Raw genomic sequence first — 16,663 nt, forward strand, 5'->3', positions numbered from 1 at the left:
CGCTCCCGGCGCCTACCGTGCCCAAAGGAAGGGAGGAGAGGATGGTCCTGCACATCTCGGTGCCCCTGGGCTCTGGGACGCACCAAGTGGACATCGGCGCTACTGCCGGCGGCATCCCCGGCGCGACCTTGTCGCGCCTGTTGCACGAGTGGGGCATGCCAGACCTGTACCTGGGCCCGAGACCGCTCTCCGCCGTCGGGAACCTGCCCTCGCTCGGCTCCGTGCTCCTCACGCCCTACCCCGCGGCAGCCGGGGAAGGCGCGCCGGAACACGCCGGAACATGGCTCGTGGCCGACAAGGGCCCAGACGCCGGCCAGCATTTCGCCGCGGTGCGCGGCAGGCACGAGATCGGACGCGGGCCGGGCGACCTCCAGGTCCTAGACCCCGCGCTGTCGCGCCGGCACGCTGAGTGCCTTGTCGACGGGATGTCGGTCCGGATCAGGGAGACGACTGTCGGCCCGGGCGAGGCGCGAGCCTCCTGGAGGGCACTCCATGCTGACGAGTCCGTCCGGCTCGGAGGCACCGAGTTCAGGCTGAGGCAACTGTCTCCTGCCCGACTGCCCCGCCCCCCGTGGCCACCGGCGCCGACCCCAGTCACCTGCCCCAAGGCCATGGCCCGCCCCTGGCTCGCCCTGCTGGCCGCCACGACGCCTCTGGGCATCGGTATCGCCCTGGCCGTGGCCACCGGTTCATGGTTCTTCCTCGCCTTCAGCGGCCTCGGCCTTGTTACCGGCGGCATCCCGGCCATTTCGGAGCTACTGGGGCGCCGCCGGTGCAGGTCTGCCGTTCATGCCGCCGCGGTCCGCGAAGCCCGCCTCCGCGAACAGACGGCTCCGCCACCAGGCGCCATTGCCCTCAGCAGCCGCGTCCCGCCGTTGATCGCGGACGGATGTGCCCGGGACTCCGTACCACTGCGCGTGGGGACCGGGTGGTTCTCCCCCACTCTCGCGTGGACCGGCGGCGATCCGTCCGGACGTCGGGTCCCGCGGTTCCGGGGACCCGTATTGGAAACGTTGCGACCGGCAACCGTCGGCACGGTGACAGGGACCTCAGGGGCGGCGCCTGCCCTCTTCAGGGCGCTCGCCCTACAGCTATGGGACCAAGTGGATCCGGCGGGCCTGCAGGTGGTCGTCGCCGGGCATGTCCCGGCGCTGCCCTCGGAACTCCGGATGGTCCCGGGCACCCATCTCGCTGCCACGCCGGACTCCTTGGCTGGGCTCCTGCGCTCTCTCCACACGCGGCTGGTGGTGGTCGTCTCCGCCGGGTTGCCTACCGCGTGGGAACACGCGGTCCGGCAGGAGACGGGAAACGGCACCCCACCGGCGCTGCTGGTGCTCGACCGGCAGGCGGCTGTGGTTTCCACCTGGGCGGTCGATGCGGATGCCGGGGTCGTCCGCGCCGGCGGTTCCGAGGCCTGCGTACTCACCGACGGCGTCTCGTGGAGGACCCTCGCAGAAACCGGCGAGCGCTGGGCGTCCACCCGTCCCCAACAGGGGCCTCCCGCGCAGCTCAGCGCAGCCCTCCCGGATAGCGCTCGCCTTGAGCCGCCGGCGACGGCTTGGAACGAATGCGCCTCCCAATCGCTCGTCGCCGCTTTGGGCGTGGCGGAATCGGGGACGGTGTCGATCGACCTCGTGGCGGACGGGCCCCACACCCTCGTGGCAGGAACCACGGGGTCGGGCAAATCCGAGCTGATCAGGAGCATTGTGCGGGATCTCGCCTGCCGCTATGGGCCCTCGGAGGTCGCTTTCCTGCTGGTGGACTTCAAAGGAGGAGCGACGCTGGGTGACTGTCTCGGCCTCCCCCATGCCACGACACTTGCCACGGATCTCGACGCAGCCGCTGCGGCGCGCACCCTGGCTCTCCTGCGGAGCGAACTGTCCCGCCGGGAGAGGGTCCTCCGCGCGGCCGATACCCACGACTACGCATCGTGGCGGGATGTCGACGGATCCCGGGGCACGCCAATGCCGCGTTTGGTCGTCGTCGTCGACGAGTTCCGGGTCCTCGTTGACGAGGTGCCACAGGGTCTTGCGGAGTTGGCGCGGCTGGCGGCCGTGGGACGCTCCCTGGGCGTCCATCTCATCCTGTCGACTCAGCGACCACAGGGCACTGTGACCGGCGAACTCCGGGCAAACCTGAACGCCGTAGTGGCCTTGCGCCTGAAAAGCGAGCTCGAATCACAGGACCTTGTCGGCACCCCCGACGCCGCGCGACTGCCTCGCGAACGTCCCGGCCGCGCCTTGCTGCGCCTTGGCTCCGACGCCCCGCTGGCGTTCCAGGCCCATGGGCGTCCGGGGCAGGGTCCCGAGTGGTCGATCACGGAATGCGGGCCGGGGCTGGGCAGCGTGCGGCGGATCCGGACCATCAAGGGGGCAAGCCCTGACGATCCATTGCCTGAACTGGTCGGCCGTATCGCGCCCCAACCGCACGTACCGGGGCCTCGGATCTTCCCGCCGCCGCTGCCGAACACGCTGGACGAGGCTCACCACGGTGGCGCTCTCGAGGCGGACACTCGCGTCCCGACCTGGGGGCTGGTAGACGACGTCGATGCGCTGCGGCACCGGCCGCTGCCGCTGTCGATAGCCACCGCTCCCCGGTTCGCGGTCGTCTCGGGGCCAGCGGGGGGCGGGATCGAGGGCGTGACTGCGCTCGTCCACTCTACGGCGCGGTCCAGGTCGCCACACGCTGTCTACATCCTCGACGGAACGGGCGAGCTGCAGGCCCTCCGTGCCCTCCCCCGGGTTGTGGGCATGGCTGATCCCCGGGAGCCCGAGCGCGCCATTGACGTTCTGGACGCAGCCGCCCGCCGTGTGGCCGGTGTCCAGACTCTGCTCGTCGTCACGGGGCTCGCCCTATGGCAGGTCGCGCTCGGCAGCACGCAGTGGGCCGCCGTGGAAGACCGGCTCCTGGCGCAGGCACGGACAAAGCGCGGGGCGGCCCTCGGGATCGTTGCCGTCGGCGACCGGGACCTGATGTCGTCGCGGTACTTCGCACTGGCGACGCACCGGATCTACTGCCCCTTTGGCCTTGGAGATGAGACGACCATGGCGTGGCCGCGGCTGCTCACCGTTTCCCCGGTTTCGGGCAGGGGTGTCCTCGTGGTCCCTGGCGGCCCCGCCGCAGGACAGGCGGTGCAACTGCCGCACGGCGTCGCGACCCCCAACGCCGGTGCCTCCTACCCACCGGCGCCGGCGGAGGCTCCCCGGTGCCTGCCGCTGCCGGAGCACCTCGAGTCGTCGGCCCTTCCCCAAGGGCCGCCGGCGGATCGGGCCGACTGGGCCGGATGGACGATCGGTCTCGCCGCCCCGGAGAACCTGCCATACCGCTGGCGTCCGCAGGGCATCGGAGTAGTGCTCGGGGCCCCGGGGACCGGGAAGTCTTCGCTTCTCCGCTTCCTCCACTCGATCGACGCCGACCGCTCGCTATGGGTGGACGCCGACTCGCCCGGCGCCGACGGAGACGCCGCCCCGGCTGCCGTGTTCGTCGACAACGGGGACCGGTTGGACGCCGAGGGGCTGTCCCTGATCGACCGCTGGCAGGGCCGCGGTGCGGTGGTCGTTGTGGCCCTGACTGCGACGGCCCGCGCCGCCTTCGGGCCGCCCTTCGCCGCCTCGGCCCGGCGGCCGGGTAACGCCCTCCTTCTGGGACCCACCTCGCCGGTGGACGGCGACGCCTTCGGTTGGCGGCTCGACATCCGCCAGCCGGCACCTCCCGGCCGGGCGGTGGTGCTCGGACCGGCCGGGCCCATCAGGATCCAGCTGGGCTACCGCTCCCCGGCGGCGCCGGAGCGGTCCCCGTAGAAGGCGGTGGCCCTCGGGTCGAAGAGCAGAACGACCGCCGCGGCCGCCATCAACAGCGGAATGAAGGCGACCCCGCCGACCGCCTGGATCGCCTGCGCCGAGAGGATGATCTGGAAGACCTGCCACACGACGACGGCGGCCCGGGTCCATGCCCGGCCGCGCAGGACATTCAGTCCCACCCACGCCTGCCAGGCTGCGGCCCCCGTGGCGACCAACGCCAGGAAGGCTCGGCCGGGAACCCCGACGGGACCGGGGGCGGCGAGCTGGGACCACAGGAAGCCGGCGACCGCGAGTACGGCGAGGGCCTCCACGAGGACCAGGCTGGCGACGGCGGTCAACGATGCGGGGCGGCGGGCTTTCACGGGGCGGTGCACTCCCCCAAGGTAGCCGAACCGCGCCCGGGCCCGGCGGCCGGCGAGACCCGCGCCACGGCCACTTCGGCTTGTGAGCAAAACCTCAGGCTAACAGGGCAATTCATGCTTCCCTACCCCTTGTTCACACCCCGGTAACATGAAAACCTTATCTGGCAGTTGATCAAGGGCCTCCCCGCCCGACTATGCTGCCCCACCCCCGACCCGCGGACGCTCGACGGCGCCTGCGCCCCCGACTTTCAAGGAGCAACACAAGCATGGATTGGCGTAGCCGCGCGGCCTGCCTGGACAAGGACCCCGAGCTGTTCTTCCCCGTGGGGAACACCGGGCCCGCCCTGCTCCAGATCGAAGAGGCCAAGAGCGTGTGCCGCCGGTGCCCCGTGATCGACACGTGCCTGCAGTGGGCCATCGAGTCCGGCCAGGACGCCGGCGTCTGGGGCGGCATGAGCGAAGACGAGCGCCGCGCCATGAAGCGCCGCGCCGCCCGCGCGCGCCGCGCCTCCTAGCGGCCCGAGCGACACGACCTCCCCGACGGGGGCCGGAGCACGACGCTCCGGCCCCCGTCGGCGTCACCGGGCCGCCGTCGTCCCACCGCGCCCCCGCACCCCTGATGGTGTGCGGTCTAGCCCGTTTCGGCCCCGGCACGCGCCCGGCGTCCGGTGCCCGGATCACGCCGGTCGGGTCGATACCCTTGGAGAATGAGCGTTCAGGGCACCGATCCCCTCGTGGGGCGAACCGTCGACGGCGGCCGGTACCGGATCGACCAACGGCTGGCCCGCGGCGGCATGTCCACGGTCTACTCCGCCACCGACGTCCGCCTCGAGCGGACCGTGGCCGTGAAGGTCCTCTACCCCCACTTCGCGGACGAGCCCGCGAACGTCGCCCGCTTCCGGGCCGAGGCCCTCAACGCGGCCCGGCTTTCCCACCCCCACGTCGTGCAGGTCCTGGACCAGGGCGTCGAGGACGACGGCACGGCCTACCTGGTCATGGAGTACGTGCGCGGACGCACCCTGCGGGACGTCCTGCGCGAGCACGGCGCCCTGCCGCCCCGGCAGGCCCTCGCGCTCCTCGACCCCGTCGCCGAGGGGCTCGCCGCCGCCCACGAGGCCGGACTCGTCCACCGCGACATCAAGCCGGAAAACGTCCTGCTCGGCGACCGCGGCGAGGTCAAGCTCGCCGACTTCGGGCTCTCGCGCGCCGCGACCAACCACACCTCCACCGGCACCCGGATGGGCACCGCCGCGTACCTGGCGCCCGAGCTCGCGCTCAACGGCGAGGCCGACGCCCGCAGCGACATCTACTCCCTCGGGATCGTGCTCTACGAGCTACTGACCGGCCAGCAGCCGTTCACCGGGGACAGCGACGTCGCCATCGCCCTCCGGCACGTCAACGAGACGGTGCCGCCGCCGTCGCGCGTGGTGCCGGGCCTGCCCGCGGACCTGGACGAGCTCGTCGAGTGCTGCACCGCCCGCGAGCCGGACCAGCGGCCCCACGACGCCGCCGACCTGCTCGGCGACCTCCGCCACATCCGCACCACGCTGACCGACGAGGAGCTCGACCTCGCGCCCGGATCCCGGCGCGGCGGGGCGGCCGCGGCCTCCCACACGTCGTACGCCCCCGCGCCGCCCGGGGACGACGGGCGGGACGACGACGGCGGCCGCGGGTACGGGGCGGTCGCCGCGGCGGCCGGTGCGACGACCGTCCTCGGGGCCGCCGGCGCCACCCGGGCCATGCCCCCGCAGGTGCCCGCCGCCGCGCCGGCCCCCGGCCGCCCCGCGCCGGACAAGCGCACCGCCAAGGCCCTGCAGCGCCAGGCGCGCCGCGAGGCCCAGCGGCCGCGCGAGACCCTCGGGCGACGCCCGTCCCGGGCCCGGGCCTGGATCGTGGGCACGCTGTTCGTCCTGCTCACCGCGCTGGCGGCCGGCGCCGCCTGGTTCTTCGGGGCCGGGCCCGGCGCCGCGGTGGACCTGCCCCGGCTCGGCGGCCAGTCCGTGCGGCAGGCGGCCGACGAGCTCGCGTCGCTGGGCGTCGACTCGACCCAGCGCCAGGTCTTCCACGACTCGACGGCGAAGGGGGTCGTCGTCGGCATGGAACCGGCCGGCGGCACGACGATCCGCCGTTTCGAGGACGTGCGGCTGCTCGTCTCCAAGGGCCCGCAGCTGTTCGCGGTGCCGGACCTGCAGGGCAGGCAGGCCGAGGCCGCCGCGCGGCTCCTGGGCGGCTCGGAGCTCGAGGCCGGCCGGGTCGAGGAGCGCTACGACGAATCCGTGCCGGCCGGCCGGGTCATCGCCCAGGACCCGGCCCCGGACGAGCGGGTCCGGCGTGGGACCGCCGTCGACTACTCGGTCTCGCTCGGGCCCGCACCGGTCGACGTGCCGGACGTGACCGGGCTGCCGGCCGACGAGGCGCGGGCCGCGCTCGAGGACGCCGGGCTGGCGCCGAAGGACGCCGGCAAGGAGTTCAGCAGGAGCGTTCCGAAGGGCTCCGTCATGGCCCAGTCGCCGGCCGGCGGCACGGCCGAGCGCGGCTCCGAGGTCACCTACACGGTGTCCAAGGGTCCCCGCATGGTGAAGGTCCCCGACGTGACCCGCAAGCAACTCGACGAGGCGCGCCGCACCCTCGAGGGGGCGGGGTTCACGGTCGAGGTCGTCGAGAGCCCGTGGGGCATCATCTTCGGGACCGTCGCCACGCAGTCCCCGTCCGGGGGCCAGGCGCCCGAGGGATCGACGGTCACGCTGCGGGTCGTCTAGGCGGGACCGGCACGCGGTCAGGAACGCTCGGCCGGTTGGAACAGCTCGACGACGTTCCCCGAGGGATCCCGCACCAGGATTTGCTGGCCCCCGGGGCCCGCAACCACGTCGTTGCGGAAGGGCACGCCGCCGGCGCGCAGCCGCTCCACTTCGCCCGCAAGGTCGTCGACCAGAAGGTGCACCCGGTTCCAGCCGCCCGGCCCCGGCGTCGCGCCGTCGGGCATCGGCCGGCCGGCCGAGCTCGACGGACCGCTCAACAGCAGCCGCAGCGGACCCCGCACGACGTCGGCAAATGCCGGCGCGTAGTTCGTGCGGACGGCGAACCCCAGGTGCCGCGTAGAGAAGTCGACGGCTTCCTCGACGTCGTCGACCATGTATCTGACGCTGGCGAGGCCAGCGAGGTCGTCGGGCATGATCCACAGTCCCCTCGGTGGGGGACGCCCTGGGGCCGGCGTCTCCGGCGCCCGGCCGGCCGTCCCGCGCCGTCTGGAGCGGGACGCGGCGAATAGCGTCGCCCCACACGCAGGATACGCGCGCCCGCATGGCCGGCCAACGCCGGCCCGGCGGGAGGCCTGCCGCGCACCCGCCGTGGGCCGCGAGGGACCGGGCCGGCGGTAACCTTTCGGCCTCGCCCTGCCGGGCCCCGCACGCACCACGGCCCCGGACCGGTGCGGTCCGGGGCCGTGGTGCGCGGGCAGGCTCCCTAGTGCCGGCGCCCGCGGCGGGCGAGCGCGCCCGCGACGAGGAAGCCCATCTCCAGGGACTGGCGGTGGTTCAGGCGCGGGTCGCAGACCGACTCGTACAGGTCGTCGAACTGCTCCTCGCGGATGGGGTCCGCGCCGCCGAGGCACTCGGCGACGTCGTCTCCGGTCATCTCCACGTGCAGGCCGCCCGGGTACGTCCCCAGGGCGTCGTGGACTTCGAAGAAGCCGCGGACCTCGTCCATGACGTCGTCGAAGCGGCGGGTCTTGTACCCGTTGGCGCTGGTGACGGTGTTGCCGTGCATCGGGTCCGTGACCCACAGGACCTGCGCCCCGGAGGCGGTGACCTTCTCCACGATCGCCGGCAGCTTCTCCCGGATGTTCTTCGCGCCCATGCGGGTGATGAACGTCAGGCGGCCCGGCTCGCGGTTCGGGTCCAGCTTCTCGATCAGCGCCAGCGCGTCGTCGCCGGTCGTCGTCGGGCCGAGCTTGACCCCGATCGGGTTGCGCACGCGGGACAGGAAGTCCACGTGGGCGCCGTCGAGCTGGCGGGTCCGCTCCCCGATCCACAGAAAGTGCCCGGACGTGTCGTACGGCAGGCCCGTGCGGGAGTCCGTACGAGTCAGGGCGCGCTCGTAGTCGAGCAGCAGGGCCTCGTGGGAGGCGAAGAACTCGGTGCGCTTGAGGGCGTCGAAGTCGGCGCCGCAGGCCTCCATGAACCGCACGGCGCGGTCGATCTCGGCGGCCAGCGACTCGTACTGGGCGTGGGCCGGGTTGGCCATGAAGCCGCGGTTCCAGCTGTGCACGGAGCGCAGGTCCGCGAAGCCGCCCTGGGTGAAGGCCCGGATCAGGTTCAGCGTGGACGCGGACGTGTGGTACGCGTGCACCATGCGCTGGGGGTTGTGGGCGCGGGACTCCTCGGTGAACTCGAAGCCGTTGACGATCTCGCCGCGGAACGCCGGCAGCGTCACGCCGTCCCGGGTCTCGGTGTCGGAGGAGCGCGGCTTGGCGAACTGGCCGGCCATGCGGCCCATCTTCACGACGGGCATCGAGGCGCCGTAGGTCAGCACGACGGCCATCTGCAGGATGGTCTTGACCCGGGCGCTGATCTTGTCCGCGGTCGCGCCGGAGAACGTCTCGGCGCAGTCGCCGCCCTGGAGCAGGAACGCGCGGCCCTGGGCGGCCTGCGCCAGACGCTCGCGCAGCACGTCGACCTCGCCCGCGAACACCAGGGGCGGCAGGGCGCCCAGTTCGGACACGGCGCGGTCGTGCGCGTCCGTCCCGTGCCAGGAGGGCTGCTGCGCGATGGGCAGGGAGCGCCAAGCGTCCAGACCCGGGTCGGTGGCCGGGCCGGAGACGCCTTGCGTGGTCAGGTTCAGGGAGGGGGCTTCAGTCACCCCTCAAGGGTAGTCCCGGCGCGGGCCGCGCACCCACCCGGGCGTCAAAGTGGCCGGCCCGGCGGTCACATTGGCGCGCCGCGCCGCCGCTCAGCCGGCGCCGTCGCCCTTCCGGCCGAGCCGGCCGGCGTGCCGCTCCGCGGCGAGCTGCGCCTTCACCGTCGCGGCGTACGCGTCCACGTACTCCTGGCCGGAGAGCCGCATAATGGCGTACATGATCTCGTCGGTGACGGAGCGCTGCACGAAGCGGTCGGCGGCCATGCCCTCGTACCGGGAGAAGTCGAGCGGCTCGCCCACGATCATGCCCACGCGGCGGATGTTCGGCACGGTCTTGCCGATCGGCTGGACCTTGTCGGTGCCGATCATCGCGACGGGAACCACGGGCACTCCGGTCTCCAGCGCCAGCTTCGCGACGCCGAGCTTGCCCCGGTAGAGCCGGCCGTCCGGGCTCCGCGTTCCCTCCGGGTAGATCCCCAGCAGCTGCCCGCCCTGCAGGATGTCCCGGCCGGCCCCGAGCGAGTTCGCGGAGGCCACGCCGCCGGAGCGGTCCATGGGCAGCTGGTTGGTCAGCCGGAAGAACATCGCCGTCGCCCGGCCCTTGAGCCCGCGGCCCGTGAAGTACTCCATCTTCGCCAGGAACACGACGGGACGCTCCACCGCGACGGGCAGGAAGATCGAATCGGAGACGGACAGGTGGTTGCTGGCCAGGATCGCGCCGCCGGTCTCCGGGATGTTGTCCAGTCCCTTGACCCACGGCCGGAACAGCACGTTGACCAGGGGGCCAACGACCAGCCTCTTCATGAACCAGTAGAACACGCGCCTTGCCTTCCGCCGGGTCTGTCGGGTCGCCGGGCACCGCCGACCGTGTCTGGGGTTACGCTCTACCTTAGGCATACGGACACGTCCGGCCAGTCACCGGCGTCATGGGGAGAAGGCATGCAGGACAGCGAGGCGCCGCCCGCCGAGTCGGGCGCCCCTTGGCGCGTGCGCGGGCCCCGGCCGGACGCCGTGCTGGTCCTGCACGGCTTCACGTCAGGCCCCCGCAGCGTGCGCCCCTGGGCGGAGGCGGCCCTGGCGGCCGGGCACACGGTCTCCGTGCCCCTGCTGCCCGGCCACGGCACGCACTGGCGGGACCTCGCCCGCACCGATTCGGCCGCGTGGACCGCGGCCGCCTCCGCGGAGTTCGACGTCCTGCAGCGCGACCACCGGCACGTGTTCGTGTTCGGCCTGTCGATGGGCGGGGCGCTCGCCCTGGAACTCGCGGCCCGCCGCGCCGTGGCGGGCCTGGCCCTCGTCAACCCGGCGCTGACGTTCGCGGACCCGCTCGCCCGGTACGCGGGCGTGCTGCGGCACGTGGTGCGCTCGGTGGCGCCGATCGCCAACGACATCGCCCTGCCCGGGATGGACGAGCGCGCCTACCCGCGCACGCCCGTCGCGGGCGTCCACCAGCTCGGCCTGCTGCTGGCCCGCACCCGCCGGGCCCTGCCGCGCGTCGGCTGCCCCGTCCTCGTGTTCCGCTCCGCCACCGACCACGTGGTCCCGGAGTCGAGCGTGGAGGCGCTGGCGGCAGGGCTGCCCTCCCCTCCGGTCGTCCGCCGGCTCGAGCGCAGCCTGCACGTGGCGACCATGGACCACGACGGCCCGGACATCGGCGCGGCCTCGGTGGAGTTCGTCGCGGCCATCGGGGGCGGGCGTGGCTGACGGGCTGCCCGGCCGGGACCGGGACGCGGACGACGCCGTCTGGCGGGACCTGGTGCGCCGCCTCGAGGAGGACGGCGTGGCGGGAGACGACGGCGGCGCCGGCGAGCGCCGCCCGGGCGACGGCGGCGCCCCTCCGCCACGCGCCGGCGGCGCTGCCGGCGCTGCCGACGCTGCCGAACCCGGCGCACCGGGCGCGCCCCGCGCTGCCGGGCACGACGGCGGCGGTGCCGCTGCGGACGCCCCCGGCCCGGGCGCGGCTCCCCCGCCGGGCCCGCGGGACTACGCGGTCGACGACGAGGACGACGGCGAGTTCGTGCCGCCGGATCCGCCCGCGCTCGGATTCGGGGACCCGCTGTCCGTGCTCGCGTGGACGGCCGTCGCCGGAGTGCCGCTGGCGCTGCTGCTCATGGCCGTCTTCTGGCGCGGCGCGCCAGCGCTGGCCTGGGGCGGGCTGGGCGTGCTGTTCCTGGCCGGAACCGCCTACCTGGTGGCCCGGATGCCCCGGGACCGGGGCGATGGCGGCGACAACGGGGCCCGCGTCTAGCGCTGCTACAAAACGGCGCAAGGCCCGCCAAGAGCGTCCGACATGGACCCCAAGGTTGCTACAGGGTCGCGGCGACATGATTCCGTCACGAATCGCATCCGCGGTTCCGTCCTCGGGTTTGCTGCCTGTCACCTAAGGAGTTAGCCATGCCCGGCTCCACGCGCACCCCAGATCAACCACACTCGACAAGAACACCGGCCCACCGCGCCACGCCGCGCGGGCGCGCCGGACGCACCGGTCTGGCGGGCGCCGCGGGCGCCGCGCTCCTGGCCGCCGCCCTGGTCCCGCTCGCCGCACCGGCGCAGGCGGAGACCGCTGCCGTCGGCCCGGTGGACGCCGCCAACGGCTTCCCGATGTGGTTCGACGACGGCACCGTCCGCCTGAAGTTCTGCATCGACCCGGCCGAGGGCTGCCTCGCCGAGCTGCCGAACCCGGCCGCACCCCTTGCCTTCCCGGACAACTTCCCGGACGAGGCGTTCTGGTACGTCGCCGAGGCCAGCGGCGGCAACCTCGGCCTGTACGAGGCGGCCCTCGAGGGCGCCTTCGCCACCGAGACCCCGGCCGCGGGCGACCAGATGGGCTTCGGGCGCCTGCGCTTCCGCCTCGAGAACCTGCGGCCCGGGGCCGAGTACACCATCCAGCACCCGTACGGCGTGCACACGTTCACCGCGGACGCCGCGACCACGCAGACCCCGGGCGAAATCAACGTCACGCTCGACACCGGTTGCGAGGTCGCCGAACCGGTCGACCCGAACGCGCCGCCGGAGGAGGAGCCGGAGCCGGGCGGAGCCGCCACCTGCGACTGGGACGCCGTCAGCCGCGGCTTCCTCGGCGACTACGCGGTGGGCACGACCGCTGCGTTCATGCGCCAGGTGGGGGCGCCCGCGGGCACCATCGGCGACGAGACAGCCCGGACCACCACCGGAGCCCCCTCGGGCACCAACGCGGTGATCGTCACCGGCCCCGACGCCGGAGGCCCCGGCGTCAACACCCTGACCGTGAACACCTTCGCGATCCAGGGCGTCGTGTCCGACGCCGTGGACGGGGCACCCGGCACGCCAAACCTCGCCAACGCGAGCGACACGGGCCGCTCGAGGACGGACAACATCACGCGCGACGCCACGCCGACCCTGACCGGAGCGCTCGGCACGGGGACCGGCCCCGTCGAGATCCTGGTCAACGGGACGCTGGCCGCCACGGCCACCGCGACGGCCGGCAACTACAGCGTGACGCTGCCCGCCCAGCCCAACGGCGACCACCGGATCCAGGCCCGCGTCGACGGTGCGACGTCCGGGACGCTGGCCATGCGGGTCGACACCCGGGCGCCCGCCGCCCAGGTCGTCGCGCCGTTCCCGTCCACGCCGACCCTGGACCGCACGCCGACGCTGCACTTCACGTCGGAGGCGGGGGCCGCGCTCCAGTGCCGGCTGCTTCCCTCGAACGCGGCGTTCGCGCCGTGCCAGGACTCGATCACGTACGACCGGCAGCTCGCCGGCTCCTACGCCTTCGAGGTCCGGGCGACCGACGCCGCAGGCAACACCGGCGCCATCGTCCCCCGCGGGGTCCGGATCGCGACGACGCGGGACACCACCCGCCCGACCGTCATCGGCCGCTACCCGGGCGCGAACACGACCGGCGCCTCGCGCACCGGAAACATCGCGATCCGCTACAGCGAGTACGTGCAGGGCGTCCGCAGCACCACGCTGCGGCTGCGCGGCCCCGGCGGCGTGGCCATCCCGGCCACGGTGACGCTCAACACCGCGACGCACCGCGCGACGCTCAACCCGAGCGTGACGCTGGCGCCGAACACCCGGTACACCGTGGGCATGGCGGGCAGCACCTCCGCCATCCGGGACGTGTTCAACAACAGCCTGGCCTCGCAGACGTACGCGTTCACGACGGGTACCCGCTAGGCCGGACCGCGGACGGCTCCGCCGCCCGCCCACTCGGGGCTCCCCGCGCCACCGGCGCGGGGAGCCCCGCCGCGTGCGGCCGCCCCCGCCGCACCCGCCGGGCCGCGAGCGCAGACCGCGGCCGGCGGCGCGACACCGCAAGTTACCACCCGGTACTTTTGTGATCCGAAGCACTACGATGGTGCCAACGGCCGCCGCCGCCGGGCGGGGCCACGGATCAATCCAGAGGAGCCGACCGTGCGCGAGTTCAGCGTCCCGCCCTTGGTGGTCAGCCCGCCGCAGACGAACACCACCGACTTCGTACTGCGCCACGAGGCCGACCCCTCCAACCCCGTGCTCTTCTCCCGCCCGGACGGCTCCGGCGGCTGGCTGGACGTCCCGGCGACGGAGTTCGCGGCGGACGCCCGCGCCCTCGCGAAGGGCCTCATCGCCCACGGGATCGAGCCGGGCGGGCGGGTGGGCATCATGGCCCGGACCCGCTACGAGTGGGCCCTCGTGGACTTCGCCATCTGGTTCGCCGGCTGCGTCTCCGTCCCGGTCTACGAGACCTCCTCCCCCGGCCAGATCGCCTGGATCCTCGGCGACTCCGGCGCCACCGCCGCCGTCGTCGAGTCCGCCCGCCACGAGGAGACGGTGCGCCGCGCGGCCGCGCAGGAGGGGATCCAGATCGCGCACCTGTGGCGCATGGAGGACCAGGGGCTGGACGCGCTGCGCGAGGCCGGGCGGGACGTGCCCGACGCGGAGCTCGAATCCCGGCGCTCCTCGCTGACCCTCGAGAGCCTGGCCACCATTATCTACACCTCGGGCACCACCGGCCGGCCCAAGGGCTGCGAGCTCACGCACGGCAACTTCGTCGAGCTGAGCGAGAACGCGGCCGCCGCCCTGCCCGAGTGCGTCCACCCGGGCGCGTCGACGATCATGTTCCTGCCCCTGGCCCACGTCTTCGCGCGGTTCATCTCCGTGCTGGCCGTGTGCTCCGGCACGACGGTGGCCCACACCCCGGACGTGAAGAACCTGCTCCCGGACCTGCAGAGCTACCGGCCGACGTTCATCCTGGCCGTGCCTCGCGTCTTCGAGAAGGTGTACAACAACTCGATGCTCAAGGCCGAGGACGCGGGCAAGGGCAGGATCTTCCACGCGGCGGCGGACACGGCGATCGCCTGGTCCCGCGCCGAGCAGGAGGGCAAGGTCCCGCTGGGGCTGCGGTTGCGGCACCGGCTGTTCGACAAGCTGGTGTACGGGAAGATCCGGGCGGCCATGGGCGGGCGCGTGGACTACGCGGTCTCCGGCGGCGGCCCGCTCGGCGAGCGGCTGGGCCACTTCTTCCACGGCATCGGCCTGCTGGTCCTCGAGGGCTACGGCCTGACCGAGACCACGGCCCCGATCTCCGTCAACACGGTCCGCCGGATCAAGATCGGCACGGTCGGCTCGCCGCTGCCGGGCAACGCCGTGCGCATCGACGACGACGGCGAGATCCTCACGCGCGGCGTGTGCGTCATGCGCGGCTACTACAACCGCCCCGAGCTGCGGGACGAGGCGTTCACGGCCGACGGCTGGCTGCGCACCGGCGACCTGGGCGAGCTGGACGGCGACGGCTTCATCAGCATCACCGGCCGCAAGAAGGAGATCATCGTGACCGCCGGAGGCAAGAACGTGGTCCCGGCCCAGCTCGAGGACCGGATCCGGGCGGACGCCCTGGTCTCCCAGTGCGTGGTCATCGGCGACAACCGGCCCTTCGTGGCCGCCCTCGTGACCCTCGACGAGGAGGCCCTGCCCGGCTGGCTCGAGCGGCACGGGCTGCCCGCGATGGGCGTGGAGGACGCGTCCCGTCACGACGCCGTGCGCGCCGCCATCCAGGAGGTCGTCGACGGGGCCAACGAACACGTCTCCCGCGCGGAGGCCATCCGGGAGTTCCGGATCGTCCCCCGCGACTTCACGGAGGAGTCGGGGCACCTGACGCCGTCGCTGAAGATCAAGCGGGCCCAGGTCCTGCGGGACTTCGCGGACACCGTCGAGTCGATCTACGCCGGGCAGCCCGCGGCGTAGGCCGGCCGCCTACAGCGGGTCGCCGGGCTCCGGCTCGATCCCCAGGGACAGCAGGGCGTTCTCGACGACCTCCATCAGGGCCGGGTGGATCCAGTACGGGCCCCGGGCGAGGTCCTGCACGCGCGTGCCGGCGACCATGGCCTGGACCAGCGGCTGGATCAGCAGCGACGCCTCGTGGCCCAGGATGTGGGCGCCGAGCAGCCGGCCGCTGTTGCGCTCGGCGACGAGCTTGACGAAGCCCTCGTCGTCCTCCATCGCCCAGCCGTAGGCGGTCGTCCCGTACTCCTGGACGGCGCACACGACCTCGTCGCCGGGCCCGCACTCGGCGCGGGCCTCCCCCTCCGACAGCCCGACGGAGGCCACCTGCGGGCCGGAGAACACGGCCGAGGGGATGAACCGGTGGTCCACCGCGCGCTGGTCCTCGGGGTGCTCCAGGTTGTGGGCGACGACGCGCGCCTCCCGGTTGGCCACGTGCTTGAGCTGGACCGGGCTGCTGACGTCGCCGAGCGAGTAGACGCCCTCGACCGGCTCTCCGCCGGCCAGGACGCGCAGCTGCGGGTCGACCGCGAGGCGGCCGTCCGAATGGACGTCGAACCCGGCGGCCGCGGCGTCGAGGCGGTCGGTGTTCGGGGTGCGCCCAGTGGCGACGAGCACGACGTCGGCGTCCAGGGCCAGCGTCTCCTCCGCGCCGCCGGCGGCGTGGAAGCGCACGCGCACCCCGCCGTCGGCCCGCTCCTCGACGGCGGCGAGCTCGTGCCCCAGCTCCAGGCGCCAGCGCTTGCCCGCGGCGTCCGTGAAGCGGCGGGAGACCTCGGCGTCGTTCTGGCGCAGCAGCGCCCGGGACCGGTTGACCTGGACGACCTCGGAGCCGAACCAGTGGAAGACGTGGGCGAACTCGGCGGCGATGAAGCCTCCCCCGACCACGACGATCCGCCGCGGCAGCTCCGGCAGGCGCATCACGGTGTCGGAGGTGTGCACCTGCGGCAGGCCGATGCCGGGAACCTGCGGCAGCATCGGGCGGGAACCGGCGGCCACGACCACGCGGTCGGCGGTGATCTCCGTGCCCGAGTCGGTCACGAGGCTACGCGGACCGGTGAAGCGCACGTGCTCGGCGAACAGCTGCGTGTTCGGCAGCTCCTCGGCCCGGTAGCGGCGGCCGCCCTCCGAGATCGCGTCGATCCGGCCGAAGACCCGGTCCCGGATGGCGGGCCAGTCGACGGCGCCGCGCCGCAGCTCGACGCCGAGCCGGGAGGCCTCGGGCCCCGAGGCGGCCAGCGTCGCCGGGTACGCGTACATCTTCGTCGGGATGCAGCCGACGTTCAGGCACGTGCCCCCGAAGGTCCCGCCGTCGATGATGGCGACCTTCTTGTCGTCCCAGTGCGGCGTGACGAGGCTGTTGCCCGAGCCGGAGCCGATGATGGCGAGGTCGAAGTGGGGCAC

At 73.6% G+C, this 16,663-nt stretch carries 12 protein-coding genes; 7 read left to right on the forward strand and 5 right to left on the reverse strand.

Annotation, left to right across the window (positions count from 1 at the left end):
* Window positions 1-41 precede the first annotated feature (41 nt).
* Window positions 42-3,800, forward strand: coding sequence for an FtsK/SpoIIIE domain-containing protein (locus AC1Q5D_RS03965; protein ID WP_481737265.1), 3,759 nt, complete (start codon window positions 42-44; stop codon window positions 3,798-3,800).
* On the opposite strand, the gene AC1Q5D_RS03970 is transcribed toward AC1Q5D_RS03965, so the two are convergent.
* Entirely contained in the window at window positions 3,764-4,162 is a 399-nt protein-coding gene (locus tag AC1Q5D_RS03970) for a hypothetical protein (protein WP_481737266.1), read from the reverse strand. The genes AC1Q5D_RS03965 and AC1Q5D_RS03970 overlap by 37 nt on opposite strands.
* 266 nt (window positions 4,163-4,428) lie before the next feature.
* Here AC1Q5D_RS03970 and AC1Q5D_RS03975 point away from each other — a divergent pair, with 266 nt between their 5' ends.
* On the forward strand, window positions 4,429-4,677 hold the full coding sequence (locus AC1Q5D_RS03975) for a WhiB family transcriptional regulator (protein ID WP_481737267.1): 249 nt from the start codon (window positions 4,429-4,431) through the stop codon (window positions 4,675-4,677).
* Between the two features lie 192 nt (window positions 4,678-4,869).
* Entirely contained in the window at window positions 4,870-6,921 is a 2,052-nt protein-coding gene (pknB, locus tag AC1Q5D_RS03980; protein WP_481737268.1) for a Stk1 family PASTA domain-containing Ser/Thr kinase, read from the forward strand.
* A gap of 17 nt (window positions 6,922-6,938) precedes the next feature.
* Here the strand turns inward: pknB and AC1Q5D_RS03985 are convergent, their stop codons facing one another.
* The 3 genes from AC1Q5D_RS03985 to AC1Q5D_RS03995 all read right to left on the reverse strand — a co-directional run bounded on the left by AC1Q5D_RS03985 (window position 6,939) and on the right by AC1Q5D_RS03995 (window position 9,835).
* Complete coding sequence (locus tag AC1Q5D_RS03985) at window positions 6,939-7,334, reverse strand: VOC family protein (protein WP_481737269.1); 396 nt, start codon at window positions 7,332-7,334, stop codon at window positions 6,939-6,941.
* Between the two features lie 290 nt (window positions 7,335-7,624).
* The gene (locus AC1Q5D_RS03990) at window positions 7,625-9,019 is read right to left on the reverse strand and encodes a class II 3-deoxy-7-phosphoheptulonate synthase (protein WP_481737270.1); all 1,395 of its coding nucleotides are present in this window, start codon (window positions 9,017-9,019) and stop codon (window positions 7,625-7,627) included.
* Window positions 9,020-9,109: 90 nt separating this feature from the next.
* Window positions 9,110-9,835 (reverse strand): lysophospholipid acyltransferase family protein, encoded by a 726-nt coding sequence (locus tag AC1Q5D_RS03995; RefSeq protein ID WP_481737271.1) that lies wholly within the window; start codon window positions 9,833-9,835, stop codon window positions 9,110-9,112.
* A 120-nt stretch (window positions 9,836-9,955) separates the two neighbouring features.
* Here AC1Q5D_RS03995 and AC1Q5D_RS04000 point away from each other — a divergent pair, with 120 nt between their 5' ends.
* The 4 genes from AC1Q5D_RS04000 to AC1Q5D_RS04015 all read left to right on the forward strand — a co-directional run bounded on the left by AC1Q5D_RS04000 (window position 9,956) and on the right by AC1Q5D_RS04015 (window position 15,223).
* Window positions 9,956-10,720, forward strand: coding sequence for an alpha/beta hydrolase (locus AC1Q5D_RS04000; RefSeq protein ID WP_481737272.1), 765 nt, complete (start codon window positions 9,956-9,958; stop codon window positions 10,718-10,720).
* A complete protein-coding gene (locus tag AC1Q5D_RS04005) occupies window positions 10,713-11,264 on the forward strand; it encodes a hypothetical protein (RefSeq protein WP_481737273.1) in 552 nt (183 codons plus the stop codon). Before AC1Q5D_RS04000 ends, AC1Q5D_RS04005 begins: the two co-directional genes overlap by 8 nt.
* 146 nt (window positions 11,265-11,410) lie before the next feature.
* Complete coding sequence (locus AC1Q5D_RS04010; RefSeq protein ID WP_481737274.1) at window positions 11,411-13,177, forward strand: Ig-like domain-containing protein; 1,767 nt, start codon at window positions 11,411-11,413, stop codon at window positions 13,175-13,177.
* 237 nt (window positions 13,178-13,414) lie between these two features.
* A complete protein-coding gene (locus tag AC1Q5D_RS04015) occupies window positions 13,415-15,223 on the forward strand; it encodes an AMP-dependent synthetase/ligase (protein WP_481737275.1) in 1,809 nt (602 codons plus the stop codon).
* 9 nt (window positions 15,224-15,232) lie between these two features.
* Here AC1Q5D_RS04015 and AC1Q5D_RS04020 read toward each other — a convergent pair whose 3' ends face one another.
* A complete protein-coding gene (locus tag AC1Q5D_RS04020) occupies window positions 15,233-16,663 on the reverse strand; it encodes a mycothione reductase (RefSeq protein WP_481737276.1) in 1,431 nt (476 codons plus the stop codon).

The sequence above is a fragment of the Arthrobacter paludis genome, from assembly GCF_056782315.1.

What these genes read in the sequence shown, in the direction of transcription:
- AC1Q5D_RS03965 (WP_481737265.1), top strand. Translation starts at nt 42, where the DNA reads ATGGTCCTGCACATCTCGGTGCCCCTGGGCTCTGGGACGCACCAAGTG.
- AC1Q5D_RS03975 (WP_481737267.1), top strand. Translation starts at nt 4,429, where the DNA reads ATGGATTGGCGTAGCCGCGCGGCCTGCCTGGACAAGGACCCCGAGCTG.
- pknB (WP_481737268.1), top strand. Translation starts at nt 4,870, where the DNA reads ATGAGCGTTCAGGGCACCGATCCCCTCGTGGGGCGAACCGTCGACGGC.
- AC1Q5D_RS03985 (WP_481737269.1), bottom strand. Translation starts at nt 7,334, where the DNA reads ATGCCCGACGACCTCGCTGGCCTCGCCAGCGTCAGATACATGGTCGAC.
- AC1Q5D_RS04000 (WP_481737272.1), top strand. Translation starts at nt 9,956, where the DNA reads ATGCAGGACAGCGAGGCGCCGCCCGCCGAGTCGGGCGCCCCTTGGCGC.
- AC1Q5D_RS04010 (WP_481737274.1), top strand. Translation starts at nt 11,411, where the DNA reads ATGCCCGGCTCCACGCGCACCCCAGATCAACCACACTCGACAAGAACA.